The following is an 18,534-nucleotide window of genomic DNA, read 5'->3' on the forward strand; positions in this document are numbered from 1 at the left end:
TAATTCCTTGTTTAATATTAACCCGACGGTAATTTAACGTTATTTTAAGCTGCGTATTTAATGCTATCAGCTTTAAAGTATTTTTTCACTCTATAAGGTGATTCTTTAAGCATAGTCATATGATCTTTGACATTTTGGGTTAACTTCTCTTGTGTTCTAGGTGAGGGCTTCATAGATAAACCTTGTTTCAAATCGCAATTCAGAAATTCATCTGGATTTCTATCAGGAGAGTATGATGGTAAGAAAAAGAGTTCTATTTTATTCTTATTGTCAGATACCCATTCTTTTACGATCTTACTATGGTGTACTTTAAGATTGTCTAATATCAAAAATATTTTCTTTTTAGAAGTCTTTATAAGTTGTGTCATAAATTCAATTAATCGGTCTGAATTCATCGAACCAGAGTAGATCATAAATTGAACTTTACCTTGATTTGTTACTGTAGAAATCAGGTTAATAGAGAATTTTTTAGACATACTCTTTTTTACAGGAGTTCTCCCTTTTAGGGAATAACTACGTCCATGGTTGCAGTTGTTTTTGACCCCCGTTTCATCTCCCCAATGTATTTCGGCATTTTCAGCTTTTGCTTTTCTTGCGATAGAGGGATAGTCTTCATCTAGCCACTTTTGAACAGCTACAGAGTTTTGCTCATAAGCTCTCTTTTTTGGCTTTTGTGGGGTAAATCCCCAACGACGTAGATAGTCGCCAGTAGTAGTTATTGCTATAACTATACCAAATTGATCTAGAATAAGTTCCTGTACAGCCTTTCTTGTCCATAAAGCAAAGTTTAGCTTTAACTGGTCGGGCATCTTATCAAGAATTAGACTCTGTATTAGTTTTTCTTGTTCTAGGGTAAGCAACTTTAAATCTTCTGATTTTACACCTTTCTTCTTTGATTGTAATCCTGAAAGACCATTAGCTTTGTTTTTCTTTACCCAAGAAGATATTGTAGTGGCTCGAACTCCAAGAAGTTTTGCTACATCTTGCTTCTTTTTACCCATTTTTATTAAACGAATCGCATTCTTTCTTTGAATGAGGCGTTCCGATTCAGGTAGCGTTCGATAGTCTATTTTTTCCATGGAATAAAGATAGTAAATATTATCGATATAATACCGTCGGGTTGATAGCATTTACCATCATCTCTTTTGCCATCGTTATTTTATCAATAACGAGTTCTTTCTCTCGGTTAAACCCATTACTCTTTGTTGATCGTTTCTTTGAGAACTGTTTTTTACGTTGTTTGGCAGTGAGTCCAAATGGAGTCTTTTTATTCTTCCCTCTTTCTTTATGTAGAGAGAAGTCCAATGTAAAATAGCTTTTGCCATCCCATAAACCTAGAAATAATCCTTTAAAACCAAATATATAACGATGGGTTACATGCGACCATATTTTACTAACATGTTCAGTTTTGTAGGTAGACTTCTCAAAATCAGTATCGTCAATAATTAAGCATCTTTCTGCTTGATTACAGTCATCAGAGTGAGAGTTTTTGGCTATTTGACCAAAGAGTTTATTATTACATGATGAAACTATAGTACGCCAATCTATCTGGCTGTTATTTTTAAATCGATAGAATGTATTCTTTTGTGCTTCTAACATCTCTGATAGATAATGCTTACTGTAGCTATAAATATTAGGGATAGAGAAAATTGGGAAAAGTAGTAAGCCTAATAGTATGTCACCTTTGAAGTAAGTAGACTGAGGCAACTCTTTATTTCCTAATTTCAGTTGTCTTAAGTTGAGTAACTTGTAAAGGCTAATAATTCGATTAATTCCTTTTTCACTTGAACTGAAAAAACTCTGTGTCTCTGAAAAAACTTTTGTACTTTTATTCTGAAGCATGATTTATTTGGTTATTGGAACAACATTAATTTACTGATAATTAATGAATTATCAAAATAAACATGCTTCTTTTTATGCTGTAAATCAAGATGTTAGCCTACATGGGAAACATCAGTTATTGAGATATCGTGAAGTGTTGTTTTTAACTATTTGGAGAAGTAGTAGGATCTCTATATTTTTGACAAATGAGAGATAAAGAGGAGGAGAAGTTATTTGCGTTAGATATTTATATTCCTGATATTTCGACTCCAAATGAGTTGCCATTTATAGGGGATATTGTTGCCGGGTTTCCCTCTCCAGCAACAGATTATATGGAACTGAAGATCGACCTTAATAAAGAGTTGGTGTCACATCCAGAGGCAACATTTTATGCAAGGGTGAAGGGTGATTCTATGATGGATGCAGATCTATTGGATGGTGATGTTTTGGTTATTGATCGGAGTATCGAGTTGAAAAATAATCAAATAGCAGTGTGTTTTATTGATGGCGAATTTACGGTAAAAAGGGTTTTGATTGAAGCCGATTGCTGTTGGTTGGTTCCTGAGAATAAATCTTTTGAAAAACTACTTGTAACAAAGGAAAATAACTTTATTGTTTGGGGTGTTGTTTCATATGTTATTAAGAAGGTCATATAGTTTCATGTTATGTCATATGTTGGTTTAATTGATTGCAATAATTTTTATGTGAGTTGCGAGCGATTGTTTGACCCCTCGTTGGACGGAAAGCCAGTCGCTGTTTTATCCAATAATGATGGGTGTATTGTTGCTAGATCTAATGAAGTAAAGAAATTGGGGGTTCCAATGGGAGCTCCAGTCTTTAAATATCGTGATTTAGTTGAAAAGAATAAAGTTCACCTGTTCTCATCAAATTATGTTTTATATGGAGATATTAGTGATCGGGTTATGAAAATAATTTCATCAGAACTACCTTTGGTCGAACTGTATTCTATTGATGAGGCTTTTGTTGGATTCGAAGGTATCTCTGAAGAGAGGATTGCCCAGCTGTGTGAACATATTCGAACAAAAATATTAAAATGGGTTGGCATTCCAGTGAGTATTGGTGTTGGTAGAACAAAGACACTTGCTAAGGTGGCTTCTAATATTGCCAAAAAATTTGATCAACTCAATGGTGTACATATTCTCAAAAATGATTTGTTAGAGGAGAAAGCATTAAAGTGGACTTCACTCGACGATATTTGGGGTATTGGTCGACAGTTATCTAAGAGGTTTAATTATTTAGGGGTATCCACTGCTTATGATTTTATTCAGTTGAGTGATTATGTGGTTCGTAAGACTGGATCTATTCAATCCTTGAGGTCTAAACATGAGTTACTTGGCTCATCTTGTTTTATGTTAGAAAATCAACCTCCAAAGAGGAAGAGTATCTCTAGTACCCGTACGTTTTATCATATGGTGACGGATAAAGAGGAGCTGACTTCACGTATTGCAAATTTTAGTGTGCGCTGTGCTGAAAAGCTACGAAATGAGGGAATATGTGCTTATGAGGTGAAGGTGTTTATTGCAACCAATAGGAATCGAACAGATCTTCCTCAGTATTATCGAAGTGGTTTTTATCGTTTTATTTCTGCAACGCATGATACAATGTTATTATCAAGTACCGTTTCACAATTGATTGATGAAATCTTTGTCGAAGGTTATCATTATAAGAAAGCAGGAGTGATTGTATCTGATTTTATTGATAAAAATATATTACAGATGGATTTGTTTACAGGAAATAGAATGGTAAAGTATGATGATCTTTTCACTGCCTGGGATCATTTGAGTAAAACGTTAGGAAAGGAAACTATTCGTTTAGGAAGGCAATATAAAGGGGACTCCAGTAATGAAAAACGAAGTCCCAGATATACTACGCGTTGGAATGACCTGTTAATTATAGGAGACCCTTCGTGATTTAAATTGTTCTTTTGGTTGTGTTGATTACCATCGATTATAATGAATCTTTGAAGGATCAAACTTATCCTTGTGATTATAATTCTGTTCTGGTATACCTATTGGTATAACATTCAACGGAATGATATGATGGGGAAGATCTAAGATGCGCTTTACAATATGTATTCTCGTCATATCTGGATAGATTGCGGTCCATACTGCTCCATATGATAGTGATTCTACTGTTAATAGAATATTTTGGGTTGCGGCACTACAATCTTGTACCCAAAACGACTCTTCCCACCCATCTAGCATGTTCTTTTGGTTACCACAAACAACAATTGCTGCGGGAGCAAATTTAGTCATCTTGGCATAAGGCAAAAAAGAGCCTAGTTCAAAGAGTAATGCAGAGGAATCAACAATGATAAATTCCCACGGTTGTTTGTTTACTGCAGATGGAGCTGCCATTCCTGCTTTGATCATTAGTTCAAGGTCTTCTCTTGGAACCTTGTCTTCTTTAAAAGAGCGTACACTAACTCTCTCAAGAATAGTTGTAAGAACGTTGTTCATAAGTACTCAATTTTTACAGATAACAGTTAACTAAGGTGGTTTGTTTCAAAGAAAAGCTTATACAACTCTATAATTAAATAAGGGGATACCTACACGCTTTTGTTTATACAAAATTTAACTGTAGTTATTGATCTTATATTTAAAAATAGAGTTGTTTAGATTGTAGTTTTATTCATTACAAACTGTTTGGGTTGCATTTATCTCTACCTCATCGCAAGAAAATTTATTTGTAATTATTCATCACTTGTTTTAAAGTCGAATTGGTTGGTATAGATGGTGCAGAAACAGCCTGATTTGTCTCCATTATAAATTATAAATCTCTTTTTTTGCTGATTTTAGTGTGTTGAATAACAGTGATGCAATAGTCATTGGTCCAACACCACCAGGAACAGGAGTAATAAAACTACATTTAGGGGCTACAGTGTCAAAGTCTACATCACCTAGCAGTTTCCACCCTGATTTAGTATGCTCCGAAGGAACTCGAGTTATACCTACATCAATTACCGTTGCTCCCTCTTTTACCATGTCTGCTTTTAAGAATTGGGCTTTACCTAAGGCAGCAATAATGATATCTGCTTCAAGGCAGACTTCTTTAAGGTTTTGTGTACGACTATGACATAATGTAACTGTTGTGTCAATACCTTTTTGTGACATTAGGATACTCATTGGTCTACCTACAATATTGCTTCGGCCAATCACTACACACTTCTTTCCACTTGTTTCAATATTATAACGAGCGATAAGTTCCATAATACCGTGTGGAGTCGCAGAAACAAAACAGGGAGACCCTAGGGCAAGACGTCCCATATTTTGAGGGTGAAATCCATCAACATCTTTACTTGGATTGATTCTCTCCGTAATCTTCTCTTCTGAAATGTGTTTTGGAAGTGGAAGCTGTACAATTAATCCATCAATGTCGCTATCCTCATTGATTTTCTGTATTTTAGATAATAATTCGGCTTCTGTAACGGATGTGTCATAGCGGTGAAGAGTGGATTTAAATCCAACCTCTTGACATGCTTTTACTTTACTTGCTACATACGTTTCGCTTGCTCCATCATTTCCCACTAAAATTGCTGCGAGGTGTGGACGTTTTCCTCCATCTGTTATTAATTTTTCCACTTGTTCTGCGATTTCCTTTTTTAAGGTTGCAGATGTTTGTTTTCCATCTAATCGTATCATGGTAAAAAGAAATGGTATTTGTGCTACATATACGAATACTAGATCGAAATGTTCCTTGCTCTTAGTTTCTTTTTTGTCAATACAGCTTTGAAGATATAACCATGCTAAGACTGCGATGTCTTCACTTTTAAATCTTATCAAAACAAAATATGTTTGTAGTCACTAAAGGTCCATTTAAAAATAGGATTGGTATTTTTATTTATGAAGATACAAAAATAGCATCGTGTAATTTTATTCGTAAGTATTTTAAAGAAAATAAGAGTGTATTTTTTACATTTAGGTCAGATAGAAGGTCCTTATTTCATCTTTCTGGTTTGTGTATGTAACATTATTTGAGAAATCAGAGAATTGTTATAGCAAAAAAAGACACTAGCTAAATACTAGTGTCTTTCACAAACTATCACATTATTGATCTCTTATTTTTGATAGTTTGGTAATACTTTTAATAGTGTTGCCATATATGCTCCAAAAGCTTGGAAGTGATCAAATCCATCTACTTTTATTGCTTGTACAGGAGCATGATTTGATTGCATATGTTGGATTGCAGTTGATGCATTGATTGGATTCACGATATTATCAGTGCTACTATAGAAAATCATCATTGGTTGTTTGGGGGTCCACTCCCATCGATCGTTGTCCTTCACTGCATCGGCAATCGCTTTATTATTTCCTGTAATTAGTGCTTCAGAGAATGTCGGAGTTAATAGTTTTGATGGTTCCATTGGAACATTTAACGTCTCAATGTCGAGGTTTGATCGAAGATCAGCCATTAATTTATCAGATGGAGTATTAAGAAGTTCACTCCATGAGATATTCAAATTGTAAATTTGGTTATACCCGTTTACAATCCATAAAAAATATTTGGTCATTAAAGATTGTTTTTGTTCCTGAGCAAAAGCAATGTTTGATGCCGTTTTATTGTATGCTCCAGAAGCTGGAATACTTAGTGTAATTGGGTCATTAGTATTTTCTTCCATATATTTATGTAAGGCCATCGTTGCCGATCCTCCTTCAGAATATCCTGTAAGAATCAATTTGTTATTTAGTAGGACCTTCTTATCCTTTAAGAAATCCCTACTTGCCTCAATCATATCATAAGAAGTTTGAGCTAACGTCTGAGCATGTTCATAAGGATGCATGTGATCTAATGAGGCACCATAACCAATATAATCTGGTACGGCAACAGCAAACCCCATACTTGCTAAAGGAGTAGCTAACATCTTGATTTCTTTCCCAGTGTCATACTCAGAAGGGGTGTCACTCTCTTTCCATATTGTTCCATGTTGGTATGAAATCAATGTTAAGGGTAGGTTTGTTTTAGGAACAAGAAGTGCACCAGAAACTTTTACATCTTTTCCATCGTAATTCTTTGTGGTATATATTATTTTATATATATCGATGTCATTTAAAGGTAAATTATTTGCATTTTTACCTACCACTGGATTTACTGCAAGAAGGCCTCTAGAAACCTCTTTGTTAACAGACTGAATTAAATCAGATTTATCGTAATTGGTGTTTAATTTGGCTTTATCATCTTTTGAGCAAGAGCTAAAAGATAATATGCTAATAAAGGCTATGGCAAGAAAATAGATCTTGTATGTCATCTTATAATATTTCATAGAATTGAACTTGTTTTTTGTTAAATAAAGAATTCAAAACTAAACAAAGAGTTCACTGTAATGCAAAACCCATTTGTTAGAATGGTCTGCTTCTTTGCGATATTTTAGTCTGTAAGAGGTAATATCTAGATAAATGACAAAATTGATGCTTTGGTAATTTGCTTATTATGAGTTGATTGGTGTGATTTTGTGTTCGGTGGATATAAATTACATAATTAGAATAGTGCTTATTTAAGAATTGATTGGTTCCAATGATGTTGAAGCGAATGAATAATTACATCTTTTGATAGGTGTTTGATTAATACCTCTCTGTTTGATCTTACATCTTCAATAGGCAATCTTTCCCATTGGATTGTCTCTTTTTTTAACTGATGGATAAGAAAAACTTTTACTCCAATTCTTTTAAGATATTTATAAATATTATTCCTATTATCAAGGAAAACTTTAGCCCCCATCCATAGTGATGCCAAGATATTTCCCAAGGCTTGTTGTCTGTAGTGGTTCATCACTACGAATCCACAGCTTTGCAAAGTCTTGTTGTATTGGTCAAGCGCCATAAAATCATTTAATGGTTCAAAATGCCCCGAGAGTTTTTGTATGCCAATGGTTTCAATTGTCTTTGCATATTGTGTATCACCATAACTAAGTGGAGTAATAATTTTTTGATTCTTTTGTAGAGATAGTGATTTAATCATTTCTATCGCCTCAATATGGTTATTGCTATGAAAAGCTGAATTACCTAAAAGAATATTGTTCCCACAGACCAGCATATCGATCTGTTTATCAAAGATAAATTCCATTGGGTAATAGCTGAAGTTTATCCATTGGCATGATTTCGATAGGATCCCTTTCTCAATAAGCATTTCGTACTCCTCTCTTATTGGAGTTGCAAAATAGGAGATATGTTTCGAGGCTTCAAGAACTCCTTGATCAGGAGAATTAATACCATAGTGGAGTCTGTAATATTGTTTTCGAATAAACTCCCTAATTTTCATTTTGTAAGAGGAGGTGATTAGTTCCTCTGTCTTTTTGCCATAGGATTCATGAATAGACATGACTGTATTACGATATACCTCATAACCGAAATAGCTCCAGATAAATGTGGCTTTTGTAAAGTTTAGAACGATCTGGCTAAACTCGAATGATAAGCTGTGAAGTACTACCCAATGATAGTTCTCTATGATTGAAGTAAGGTGTTGATTTAGTTTATTAAATAGCACAAAATTCATCACATATTCTGGGTAGATATGGTTTATCACTTCTTTTTCCTCTTTAATACAAATGATCAAATCATTTTGTGAGGGAAACGCTTTATCAAAAACCCATTGGGATGCATTAATGAATTTATCATCCATTGCAATATGTAATATCTTTTTATCCATAGAAATCAATTATTTTACTTGATATATATTGAATCTCTTGCGGGGTAAGTTCATAGTATAGTGGTAATCGAAGTAGTGTGTCAGCATATGTTTGACATTGAGCCAGACTTTGTTTCGTGGGGTTATCTATTGTAAGCATATAGGGACTATTATGTAATCCTAAATAATGAAATACAGATTGAATATTTTCGTGTTTAAGATATTCAATAAGACGAGTGCGTTCGTCTAGATCTTTGCATATAAGATAGAAGATATGTCCATTATTTGTAGCATAGGGTGGAAATGAAATAACCTTTATTTTTTTTTGTTTGACTAAAACATTGAGGTTTTTATTATATAATGTTGATAGATGAATTCGTCGTGATTGAATATCATCCAGTAATTCTAACTGTGCTTTTAAATAGGCTGCATTCATGTCAGATGGCAAATAGGATGATCCTGTGTCAACCCATGTGTATTTGTCAATCTCACCTCTGAAAAAACGTGCTCTATTTGTCCCTTTTTCCCAGATAATCTCAGCTCTTTCCGCGAATTTAGGATCATTGATTACCAACATGCCACCTTCTCCGCATTGTATGTTTTTGGTTTCATGAAAGGAGAAGGTTGATAGGTGTCCAATAGCTCCAAGTGTCTGTCCTTTATAGTATGAGCCAATTGCTTGAGCAGCATCTTCAACTACCCATAATTGATATTTGTCTGCTAAAGACATAATGAAATCCATATCACATGCTACCCCTGCATAATGTACAACCACAATTGCTTTAGTTCTACCTGTGATATACTTCTCTAGCTTTGTCGCATCTAAGTTCGGCGTGTTCTCTTCTGAATCGATATATACAATTTTTGCTCCCATTCGGGTAAAAGCCAATGCCGTTGAGACAAACGTAAAAGAGGGGATGATAATTTCATCGCCTGGTTGAATGTTTAAAAGAATTGCACACATTTCTAGGGCGGCTGTACAGCTATGAGTTAACAATGCTTTGGGTGCATTTAGCATTTCACAAAAGAAGGTATTACACCATTGAGTAAATAACCCATTGCCACTAATATGCCCTTTGGTAATGGCTTGGTTAATATATGTAAGCTCTTTTCCTGTTGCATATGGTTTGTTGAACGTAATCATTTTAAGTCTATTTGCAGGATTATTTTTGAGGTTGCTGAGAAGTTAATGACTTCAAATATTTAGGTGTGTCTTCTATACCTACATGAAACATTAAATCTAAAATAGTGACTTGATGTGTAAATGGAGAATAGAGTTGATCATATTCTGGATAATTACTATAATCCATCCACTCCAATTCAACTCCATGTGAGAGAAAAAGCTCTGTATCAATATAAACCTTTGCTGCTGGACCACATAGATATTGATTTGCTTCTGCTAGTTGACATATTTGGATTAGTTTATGATTTTTATCTCCATTAGAGGGGTAGATATCACTTTTAACAATCGGAGTTGTAATATTTAGTTGTTTGCAGATTGCTTCAATAAAATGAATATTAATCGCTGATATTCTTTGATCATTATTGCTAAAGTAGACATCTTCAAGCCATGGCATGACCTGTTTGAAGAATGGCGATTTCTTGTAGTGTTGTTTTAACAAGCTAACATGTTTCTTTCTCCAATCGTTATTGGAAACAATGGTTTGATCTATTTGTTGAGTTGATTTATGCTTAATCGAACATGGAATGGTAAGCCATTTTGTTCCATGAGGCGTTTTTATAATATTGCGATTCCTCCAGTCTTGTTTGGTATATTGTACCTCATCATAAATAATAAATTCATCGACCATGTTAATTAGATCAAAATATCCTTTCCAAGGAATATAGTTTGATTGTAGTATTGCAATTTTTTTCATCAATTGTGAACCTTTGTTTGTTTTTAGGAATCGAAGTAATTTCAATGCAAATTGAATAGATAGAATTAATTGTTGATACTCGTTTCATCCCAGTGAAATTGTTCAATGTAAAAACGAGAATCTGTGCATTAAAGTATAATGAAAGGTTATTTTATCTGCTGTAATAGTTGTCTTTTTTTTGAGACATCATTGTGAGATAGTTTTGTTTGGATTAGACTATTTATAGATCTCGATGTCTGTGTCCTTGAATAACGTGTTTGCTGCCGATTTTAAAAAGAGGTGATTAAAAACATAACAATCATCGAATTGTTGTTACCTTTGAATTACTTCCATAATGGGTGAGAAGGACAGTAAAATAAAATGAATTTTAATATATGCAGGATTTAACAAAAGGAAATGAGTCAAAACTATTGTTGACCTTTGTTTGGCCATTGATTTTAGCGAATATATTTCAGAATCTATATAATGTAGTCGATAGTGCGATTGTAGGTAATTTTATCGGAAAACAAGCATTGGCTGCTGTTGGAGCATCTTTCCCGATAATATACACTTTGATCTCATTAATCATCGGAGTAGGATCAGGTGCTTCTATTGTTATTAGTCAATATTTTGGAGCTAAAGATGAGTTAAAAGTAAAGCAGGCTATTGATACGATTTTCATCTTCTTCTTAGGAGCATCGGTTGTTATCTCGTTAATTGGAATTCCGATGGCTCCAATTATTTTTCGTTGGATGCGCCTACCTTTAGAATTGCATGACTCAGCAGTGTCTTATATTCAAATCTATTTGGCTGGGATGTTTGTGTTTTTCTGTTTTAATGGGATCTCTTCCATTTTGAGAGGTCTTGGCGATTCAAAAACTCCGATGAAATATATGATTATTGCCACAATACTAAATGTTGTTTTAGATGTGATATTTATTGTTGTATTTGGATGGGGTGTAAAGGGAGTGGCTTTTGCTACGATACTATCACAAGGAGTTGCGTTGGTTGGTGCAATTGTTCATTTGAATCGAACTCATGAGATCATAAACTTAGGTTTTCGAAAGTATGTGTTTAATACAACTGTTTTTAAAGAATCCGTTCGAATTGGGCTCCCAACGGGACTGCAGCAGGCTTTTGTCGCTATAGGTATTTTGGTAATGATGCGTTTGGTAAATGGTTTTGGGACCAATACCGTAGCAGCTTATTCTGCAGCAGTACGTGTGGATGCTTTTGTGAAAATGCCAGCCTTGACTTTCGCTTCGGGTTTATCTTCGTTTGTTGGACAAAACCTTGGGGCTAATTTAGAATTTAGAGCACGAAAGGGGCTGAGGAGTACGATTCTCTTCTCAGGAGTTTATTGCTTGATTATTGCAATGATGATTTTTTTGTTTGGTGAATTTGTGATGTCATGGTTTACTCAAGATCAAGAAGTGATACGTATTGGATATAATTATCTTTGGATATGTAGTTTGATGTATTGGGCATTTTCATTAATGTTTGCCTATATCGGATTTCTCAGAGGAGCAGGGGCAACTTTAATTCCAATGTATATTACTTTAATTAATTTGTGGATTATTAGGATACCTTTGGCAATATTTCTTTCAAAACATTATGGTCCCAATGGATTGTGGGCTAGTTTTCCTATATCGTGGGTGTTAGGTGCAATTGGTGCTGGAACCTATTATGCATCTAATAAATGGCGAGGTAAGATTGCAAAATAGATAAGAAGAAGTGAGTAAGCTATACAAAATATGAATTTTGTATAGCTTACAAGGTTATTTTCTTAATACAATTAGCGTTGCACCATATCCGTATTTTTGGAATGAAGCATCTTGTATCGTATATTTTGCATATCTTTTTCGATGTTCTTTGTATATCTGTGTTTTTAGTGTTCCATTACCTTTGCCATGGATGAAAACAATTTTCTTAACTTTATCTTTAATGGCTTTTTCAACTTCTTGGTGAAAAGTGTCTAGTTGATGTTTCAACATCTCACTTTTAGACAGACCATTGGTGTTGTCTAATAGTTCATTGATATGTAGGTCAATTTCACGCATATCTAGATTCTGTAGTACGATAGCACCCATAATCTTTTTTGAACTTTTATTCTCGCCTTGTGATTTGAGAGCTTTCTTTATCTCTTTTTGAGAGATGTTTTCTAAAGCTTGTTCAATATTATTGATTTGCGGATCATTTAATTGTAATAGATAGGCCTTCTTGGAAAAGAAGTCGTTTTTAATAAATGCTCCTTCTTTATGAAGCTTTACTGGATCAATGGTTACTTCTTTATGAAGAAATGGTGGTAGCTCTTGATTTCGTTTACGAAATGGAATGATTTGAAATGAGAATGAAGGTCTCTTTTCAAAATCACGTTCTTTAAGCTCCATTAAGTTAAATCTCATGTTTGGCTCGAGTGTACCACTTTCAATCGTCTCATAGTAAAGACCATTTCGTTTAGAGAAATGGAATAGAAGAGTGAAGTTTGAGTCATTGACAAGATATGCTTGTACACCTTTGGTGATTGGAGCATCAATATCATTTGGAATTAGTGCCATATGATATTCTGGTTCAACACTATTTTCTTGAATGTTTATCTCAACAAATCCTTTTAGGTCGGGGATCTCTTCTTGAAACCTCCAATCACTATCGTCTTCAATTGCAGTATTTTGTGTGTCTTTCTCTTCATCAAGTAGGTCCGCTTCATTCATTGCATTGGATATGACTAATTCATTCACCATTACAGGAATTTCGAAACCATCCTCATTTTCAACATGAACCATCTTTTCGTTTACAATAGAAACAACGGTACCACCACCTATATCGTTTAGAAACTTTACTTTATCTCCGATTCTTATTTGCATAATATATTGTTTTTCTGTTTCATGAGAAAGAAAGATACAAATTCTAAGCCATTGGTAAAACTTAACACCTGTTACATCTTCCTTCAATAAATGAATTCTTCTTACAAAGATGAAAAAAACTAACATGAATTTAATGGTTTAATTTAATCCATTTAGTTTTTACAAATAATTAATTTGTAACTTGTAGAGAGATATCTATCCAATGAATCATTAAAGCGTAAACCATGGCACTAAACTACATATGGATTCTTTTTTTTATAATTGCTTTTTTATGGGGATGCATACAACTTCTCGTTTATGGAGATTATCAAATTTTTAATGAAATGATAGACGCTTTGTTTCTCATGGCAAAGACTGGTTTCGAGGTTTCATTGGGACTTACTGGAATTTTGTCATTATGGATGGGGATTATGAAAATTGGTGAATCAAGTGGTATAATTCGATCGTTATCTAGAATCTTTTCTCCTGTATTTAGTCGACTGTTTCCTGAACTTGGTGAGAATCATCCTGTTTACGGTACAATTATGATGAATCTATCGGCCAATATGCTTGGTTTAGATAATGCTGCAACACCATTGGGTTTGAGAGCAATGAAGCAAATGCAGGTTGAAAATAAAAATAAGGATATTGCGAGCAATAGTCAAATCATGTTTTTGGTGTTGAATACTTCTGGTCTTACTCTTATCCCAATTTCAATTTTAGTTTATCGAGCACAAGCTGGAGCAGTGCACCCTGCAGATGTTTTTATTCCGATTCTTTTATCTACATTTTGTTCGACTTTGGCTGGTGTAATTATTACTGGTTGGAAACAGAAGATAAATTTTAAAGATCCAGTTCTTCTTACAGCTCTTTTGGGTAGTATTGTTGTAGTTGCTTTTATCGTTTATGGTTTTATGCAGGTGCCGACAGAAATGATGGCTTCTTACTCTTCATTGATAGCGAATCTTATCTTGTTCACTATTATTATTCTGTTCTTGTTGAATGGTGCAAGAAAAAAAATTCATGTCTATAATGTTTTTATTGAAGGTGCAAAAGATGGTTTTAAAACCGCAGTAACGATTATTCCATATCTAATAGCAATACTCGTTGCAGTAGGGGTTTTTAGAGCTTCTGGAGTTTTAGATTTATGTTTAAATGGAATCAAAGAGTTGGTTTTATTGGGAGGTTATGATGATCGATTTGTTGATGCATTACCAACTGCATTAATGAAACCACTATCTGGTAGTGGGGCTAGAGGTATGATGGTTGAATGTATGGATCATTATGGTGCTGATTCATTTGCAGGAAGACTTTCGTCTGTTTTTCAGGGTGCCACAGATACTACTTTTTATATTATTGCTGTTTACTTTGGATCTGTTGGGATTAAAAATAGTCGGTATGCACTGCCTTATGGTTTATTTTGTGATTTTATTGGAATTGTAGCTGCAATATTTATTTCCTATATGTTTTTTTCGTAATAAAAGGTGTATCTGACATTGTTAAATTATGATTGTTTACGGCTTATTTAGAAGATAAAAGAGTATTTTATTTATGAATAATTAAAATAGAAATTACATCTTTGTGAAAATATGATTAATCATAAAAAAGCAACAATGATAAGTAAAACAACACTGAAGATTTTTGTATTATTACTATTTGTAAGCTCAATAGCATTTGCCCAGAAGAGTGAAAAAAAAATGATTTATATTATGGATCCAATGTGTGCTTGGTGTTATGGTAATATAAAGACAATAAATAAGATTCAACAAGAAGTAGATGGAACATTTCCTATTGAAGTTTATTGTGGAGGAATGTGGACGGGAAAGGATGTACCCCATGGTGGTCCTGAGTTTTATAACTTATTGAGAAAACATACTCCAAGTATTGTAATAAAGACCAAAGAGAGGTTTTCTTCGGACTATTATAAGAGCCTGACAGATACTACATATCGATTCTCTAGTTTTGAACCATCTAAAGCACTGTGGATTGTTAAAAAAATTGCATCAAAAGAGTTTTGGAAATTTAAAGAGAACGTTCAGCGTGGGATCTTTGAAAAAGCGATGCGATCGGATCATTTGGATGGATATCTAGAAATTGTGGATTCTATGGGTATCGATCATAATGCTTTTATTGAAATGTGGAGTTCGAAGGAGGTCGATCAGCAAGTCCAAACAGAATTTGAGATTAGCTCGAGTTACTCTAACTCTTATCCGACCTTACTACTTGTTGAGGGTGATAAAAGAACAGTGTTAGGAAAGGGGTATTTCTACGCAGATAAGATATTAAAAGCATTGTAAAAAGTTAATTTTTACGATTATTATGCAAAAAGGGGTGAACATTCGTTTAATGGTTGCCTCTTTTGTTTTGTGCCATCATAAATTAAGAAAAAATGATAAAATAAACCTAAAAACAACATGTTCTGAGTTCTAATTGTATTAACTTTGTTTAAGTTTACACAGTTGCTTATGATTAAGAATATTGGAGTTCGAGTGTGTCAGGTACTTGCATGTTGCCTATTGGTTTGTTGTGGTTGGACGAATGTCTATAGCCATACAATTCCTATTAATCCTACTTCAATAACTGAACAGCAAATCCTTAATAGTACAGACTCTTGTATCAGTGGTTTATTAGAATATAATAAGCAATATCCTTTTAATACGAAACTGGATAAGTTCTATTTTGATTGGATGATGGGACGTTTATATTATAGAAATGCTGAATATAAACAATCTCTAGACTTTCTTTTATCAGCTTTTGACAATGACGCAATAAAAGATTCTATAAATATTTATTATGAATTGATGGAAGATTTAGGAGTGTGTGAGTTGTATAACACACAATATGAGTCATCCATAGAACATTTAAGTAAATGTTATGAATACTACAAAGGGAAGAAGGAGAATACGTATAATTTAAAAGTTGTCATACAAGAGATTTCTTTGAATTATATGATGCTTGAAGATTTTGATTCAGCAGAGAACTTTACAAAGGATGCATTAACAATCCAATGTTCAGAACGTGATATGGTGATGTTTGATGCTTCTCTTTATAATTCCATGGGGAGAATAAAAGGGAAAAAGAAACATCATAAAGAATCTATCGATAGTTACCTTAAGGCTATAGAATTATATGAGTCAAAAGATCGGAAATATTATGTTGCTTCTGTCTATAATAATATGGCTTTAGAATACAACTTTGCAAAGGACTATAAGAATGCACTTATCTCAGCAAAAAAATCCTACACCCTTTTTGAACAATTAGATAATCCAATGGGGGAAGCTAGTGTTGCTTGTACTATGGCAATTGTCTATAAGGATATGAAATTGTGGAGAGAGGCAAAGCGTTATGCCGATAAAGTGTTTTTTATTGCAAAGAAGAATAATTACTTAGTGTTACTTGAGACTTATTACGATATTATGGTTGATATATCCGAACAGTTAGGGAATTTGAGACAGGCTTTAAATTACAGTAAGAAATATCGACAACTCACAGAGAATCGTTACCACATAAAGAAGCAAGAGTATATCAAGAAATTTGAGGCCACTTACGATAAACAAAAGGTGCTTCAACGAAATCTAGAGTTACGAGTGGAGAAAAGAGAAAAAGAACTTGTGCTCCGACAAAAATCTATGGAGAGAGATATTTTCTTCTTCCTTATATGTGCTTTCTTGGTCGTTTTTATTGTTATTATCCGTCGATATATTCTTAAAATTAAACATACGGATGAATTGTTAATAAAGAATGATCAGATTCTGCACCAGAATAGGCAGTTAGAAGAGCTTAATCATAAATATATTGATACTAATACCGCGCTTTATCAATCAAAGAAAGAGTTGGAGAAGAGCAAGAAAGAGAATGATAATGTATTTTCGATTATTACTCATGATTTAAGAAGTCCTTTGACATCAATCATAGGTGTAAACCAGATGATTATTGAAGATTATGATGGGATGTCAAAAGAGGATTTGAAACCTCATTTAATTAGTGTGTTTACACAGGTGAATAATTTAGAAAGGTTATTGACAAACTTATTATCATGGTCTCGTGTTCGTAATGGACAAATTAAAGCAACTCCAAAAATAAAGTATCTTGAAGAGATTGTTGATGATGCTTATTGTGAATTGGTATCTGAGATAAAAGAGAAGAGTGTTCGTTTTTATTTTAATATTGATGAAAATATTGAAGTATATATTGATGATCGAATCTTTAATAAAGTGTTGATTAATGTGATGCGTAATGCTTTGAAGTATTCACATCCTAAAAGTAAAGTTCAAGTATATGTCTCTTCTGAGAGTTATAACTTTATTACACTTTCGATAAAAGATTATGGCGTGGGAATTGATAAAAAAGAACAATTTACTCTATTTCGTAATGATATTCCCGTTGTACATCATGGTACTAAAGGAGAAAAAGGTACTGGTCTAGGATTACGTGTGTGTAAATCTTTTATGACAATTCTCGGTGGAGACATCTTGTTAGAGAGTGATCGAAATAAAGGTACCACTGTTATGCTTAAACTTCCTAAAAACAAGAAAAAAGATAAATAAAACGACTCTATTCCTCTATATTTTCGATAGTTTTTTTATTATTTCTATTTACTTTGTGAACTCTAATGATCAAAAAAAAATTAGAAAGATAAAATGACATTTATTCCAACTAAACAAGATCCTATTGGTGTTGCAGTAAAACATTATTGGGATAATAATTGCCCTACATTAATTGATGTAATTTCAGATATAGCTGAAGACGAGAAGATGGATGCATCCTATTTTTTTCGTAATGAGTCAATAATGCCTAAACTTGAGAGAAAAGCACTGAGATGGTGTGAAGGTCGTATATTAGATATTGGCGCTTGCGTTGGAAGTCACTCTTTGTTGTTACAACAGAAAGGATACGAAGTGACAGCATTAGATAGCTCATATGAAGCGTGCCTGATTGCAAAGAAAAGAGGTGTTATTTCTGTAGAGAATCAGGATTTTTTTCAATATCAACCTTCCGAAACTTTTGATACACTATTACTTCTTATGAATGGTGTTGGAATTTCAGGCTCTTTAGATGGGTTTAAGAAACTATTAAGTCAAGCAAAAAAACTTATCTCTGTAGATGGTTGTATTATATTTGATTCTTCTGATTTGATCTATCTATTTATGGACGAAGAAGGAGAAGCATTTATTGATATTAATAGTAACAAATATTATGGTGTTGTAAATTATCAAATGAAATTTAAAGATGTTGCAGGAGGTCATTTTGACTGGCTATTTCTTGATCCTGATAGTATGAGAGAGATTGTTGCTGATGAAGGTTTTTCTATTGAAAAGTATGAAGAGGGCGATCATTATGACTATTTAGTTAAACTAAGACGAAAAAGATAG

16 protein-coding genes are annotated in these 18,534 nt (G+C 33.6%); 7 read left to right on the forward strand and 9 right to left on the reverse strand.

Going from position 1 to position 18,534, the window contains the following annotated elements; all coding sequences use genetic code 11:
* Nucleotides 1-44: 44 nt before the first annotated feature.
* Together K5X82_18870 and K5X82_18875 are read right to left on the reverse strand one after the other, a co-directional pair.
* A complete protein-coding gene (locus tag K5X82_18870) occupies nt 45-1,079 on the reverse strand; it encodes an IS630 family transposase (GenBank protein QZT37261.1) in 1,035 nt (344 codons plus the stop codon).
* Between the two features lie 19 nt (nt 1,080-1,098).
* Nucleotides 1,099-1,842: a transposase gene (locus K5X82_18875; protein ID QZT37262.1), complete on the reverse strand. Its 744-nt coding sequence runs from the start codon at nt 1,840-1,842 to the stop codon at nt 1,099-1,101.
* Between the two features lie 185 nt (nt 1,843-2,027).
* Here K5X82_18875 and umuD point away from each other — a divergent pair, with 185 nt between their 5' ends.
* Together umuD and K5X82_18885 are read left to right on the forward strand one after the other, a co-directional pair.
* Complete coding sequence (umuD, locus tag K5X82_18880; protein ID QZT37263.1) at nt 2,028-2,477, forward strand: translesion error-prone DNA polymerase V autoproteolytic subunit; 450 nt, start codon at nt 2,028-2,030, stop codon at nt 2,475-2,477.
* 48 nt (nt 2,478-2,525) lie between these two features.
* Nucleotides 2,526-3,752: a Y-family DNA polymerase gene (locus tag K5X82_18885; GenBank protein ID QZT37264.1), complete on the forward strand. Its 1,227-nt coding sequence runs from the start codon at nt 2,526-2,528 to the stop codon at nt 3,750-3,752.
* A 27-nt stretch (nt 3,753-3,779) separates the two neighbouring features.
* Here K5X82_18885 and K5X82_18890 read toward each other — a convergent pair whose 3' ends face one another.
* The 6 genes from K5X82_18890 to K5X82_18915 all read right to left on the reverse strand — a co-directional run bounded on the left by K5X82_18890 (nt 3,780) and on the right by K5X82_18915 (nt 10,340).
* The gene (locus K5X82_18890; protein ID QZT37265.1) at nt 3,780-4,301 is read right to left on the reverse strand and encodes a nitroreductase family protein; all 522 of its coding nucleotides are present in this window, start codon (nt 4,299-4,301) and stop codon (nt 3,780-3,782) included.
* Between the two features lie 303 nt (nt 4,302-4,604).
* Nucleotides 4,605-5,483: a bifunctional methylenetetrahydrofolate dehydrogenase/methenyltetrahydrofolate cyclohydrolase FolD gene (gene folD, locus K5X82_18895; GenBank protein ID QZT39162.1), complete on the reverse strand. Its 879-nt coding sequence runs from the start codon at nt 5,481-5,483 to the stop codon at nt 4,605-4,607.
* A gap of 416 nt (nt 5,484-5,899) precedes the next feature.
* Entirely contained in the window at nt 5,900-7,102 is a 1,203-nt protein-coding gene (locus tag K5X82_18900) for an alpha/beta hydrolase (GenBank protein QZT37266.1), read from the reverse strand.
* Between the two features lie 227 nt (nt 7,103-7,329).
* Nucleotides 7,330-8,484 carry a TDP-N-acetylfucosamine:lipid II N-acetylfucosaminyltransferase gene (locus K5X82_18905; GenBank protein QZT37267.1) on the reverse strand — a complete coding sequence of 385 codons (1,155 nt, stop codon included), beginning with the start codon at nt 8,482-8,484 and terminating at the stop codon, nt 7,330-7,332.
* Nucleotides 8,477-9,607: a dTDP-4-amino-4,6-dideoxygalactose transaminase gene (rffA, locus tag K5X82_18910; protein QZT37268.1), complete on the reverse strand. Its 1,131-nt coding sequence runs from the start codon at nt 9,605-9,607 to the stop codon at nt 8,477-8,479. Before rffA ends, K5X82_18905 begins: the two co-directional genes overlap by 8 nt.
* A gap of 19 nt (nt 9,608-9,626) precedes the next feature.
* Nucleotides 9,627-10,340, reverse strand: coding sequence for a WbqC family protein (locus K5X82_18915; protein ID QZT37269.1), 714 nt, complete (start codon nt 10,338-10,340; stop codon nt 9,627-9,629).
* A 374-nt stretch (nt 10,341-10,714) separates the two neighbouring features.
* Between K5X82_18915 and K5X82_18920 the strand changes: the two genes are divergently transcribed.
* The gene (locus K5X82_18920; GenBank protein ID QZT37270.1) at nt 10,715-12,043 is read left to right on the forward strand and encodes an MATE family efflux transporter; all 1,329 of its coding nucleotides are present in this window, start codon (nt 10,715-10,717) and stop codon (nt 12,041-12,043) included.
* 54 nt (nt 12,044-12,097) lie between these two features.
* Here K5X82_18920 and K5X82_18925 read toward each other — a convergent pair whose 3' ends face one another.
* Nucleotides 12,098-13,183, reverse strand: coding sequence for a DUF2027 domain-containing protein (locus K5X82_18925; GenBank protein ID QZT37271.1), 1,086 nt, complete (start codon nt 13,181-13,183; stop codon nt 12,098-12,100).
* A 224-nt stretch (nt 13,184-13,407) separates the two neighbouring features.
* Between K5X82_18925 and K5X82_18930 the strand changes: the two genes are divergently transcribed.
* From K5X82_18930 to K5X82_18945, 4 genes are all read left to right on the forward strand, one after another.
* On the forward strand, nt 13,408-14,640 hold the full coding sequence (locus K5X82_18930; protein QZT37272.1) for a hypothetical protein: 1,233 nt from the start codon (nt 13,408-13,410) through the stop codon (nt 14,638-14,640).
* A gap of 135 nt (nt 14,641-14,775) precedes the next feature.
* Nucleotides 14,776-15,459 (forward strand): hypothetical protein, encoded by a 684-nt coding sequence (locus tag K5X82_18935; protein QZT37273.1) that lies wholly within the window; start codon nt 14,776-14,778, stop codon nt 15,457-15,459.
* A 168-nt stretch (nt 15,460-15,627) separates the two neighbouring features.
* Nucleotides 15,628-17,709 carry a tetratricopeptide repeat-containing sensor histidine kinase gene (locus K5X82_18940; GenBank protein ID QZT37274.1) on the forward strand — a complete coding sequence of 694 codons (2,082 nt, stop codon included), beginning with the start codon at nt 15,628-15,630 and terminating at the stop codon, nt 17,707-17,709.
* Nucleotides 17,710-17,802: 93 nt separating this feature from the next.
* Entirely contained in the window at nt 17,803-18,534 is a 732-nt protein-coding gene (locus K5X82_18945) for a class I SAM-dependent methyltransferase (protein ID QZT37275.1), read from the forward strand.

This window comes from Prolixibacteraceae bacterium (genome assembly GCA_019856515.1).
Taxonomy (GTDB): Bacteria; Bacteroidota; Bacteroidia; order Bacteroidales; family Prolixibacteraceae; genus Halosquirtibacter; species Halosquirtibacter xylanolyticus.

Excerpts from the sequence above, each read along its gene's own strand:
- K5X82_18905 (QZT37267.1), bottom strand. The coding sequence starts at position 8,484 with ATGGATAAAAAGATATTACATATTGCAATGGATGATAAATTCATTAAT.
- K5X82_18870 (QZT37261.1), bottom strand. The coding sequence starts at position 1,079 with ATGGAAAAAATAGACTATCGAACGCTACCTGAATCGGAACGCCTCATT.
- K5X82_18875 (QZT37262.1), bottom strand. The coding sequence starts at position 1,842 with ATGCTTCAGAATAAAAGTACAAAAGTTTTTTCAGAGACACAGAGTTTT.
- K5X82_18915 (QZT37269.1), bottom strand. The coding sequence starts at position 10,340 with ATGAAAAAAATTGCAATACTACAATCAAACTATATTCCTTGGAAAGGA.
- K5X82_18920 (QZT37270.1), top strand. The coding sequence starts at position 10,715 with ATGCAGGATTTAACAAAAGGAAATGAGTCAAAACTATTGTTGACCTTT.
- K5X82_18890 (QZT37265.1), bottom strand. The coding sequence starts at position 4,301 with ATGAACAACGTTCTTACAACTATTCTTGAGAGAGTTAGTGTACGCTCT.
- rffA (QZT37268.1), bottom strand. The coding sequence starts at position 9,607 with ATGATTACGTTCAACAAACCATATGCAACAGGAAAAGAGCTTACATAT.
- K5X82_18925 (QZT37271.1), bottom strand. The coding sequence starts at position 13,183 with ATGCAAATAAGAATCGGAGATAAAGTAAAGTTTCTAAACGATATAGGT.
- umuD (QZT37263.1), top strand. The coding sequence starts at position 2,028 with ATGAGAGATAAAGAGGAGGAGAAGTTATTTGCGTTAGATATTTATATT.
- K5X82_18935 (QZT37273.1), top strand. The coding sequence starts at position 14,776 with ATGATAAGTAAAACAACACTGAAGATTTTTGTATTATTACTATTTGTA.
- folD (QZT39162.1), bottom strand. The coding sequence starts at position 5,483 with ATGATACGATTAGATGGAAAACAAACATCTGCAACCTTAAAAAAGGAA.
- K5X82_18900 (QZT37266.1), bottom strand. The coding sequence starts at position 7,102 with ATGAAATATTATAAGATGACATACAAGATCTATTTTCTTGCCATAGCC.
- K5X82_18940 (QZT37274.1), top strand. The coding sequence starts at position 15,628 with ATGATTAAGAATATTGGAGTTCGAGTGTGTCAGGTACTTGCATGTTGC.
- K5X82_18930 (QZT37272.1), top strand. The coding sequence starts at position 13,408 with ATGGCACTAAACTACATATGGATTCTTTTTTTTATAATTGCTTTTTTA.
- K5X82_18945 (QZT37275.1), top strand. The coding sequence starts at position 17,803 with ATGACATTTATTCCAACTAAACAAGATCCTATTGGTGTTGCAGTAAAA.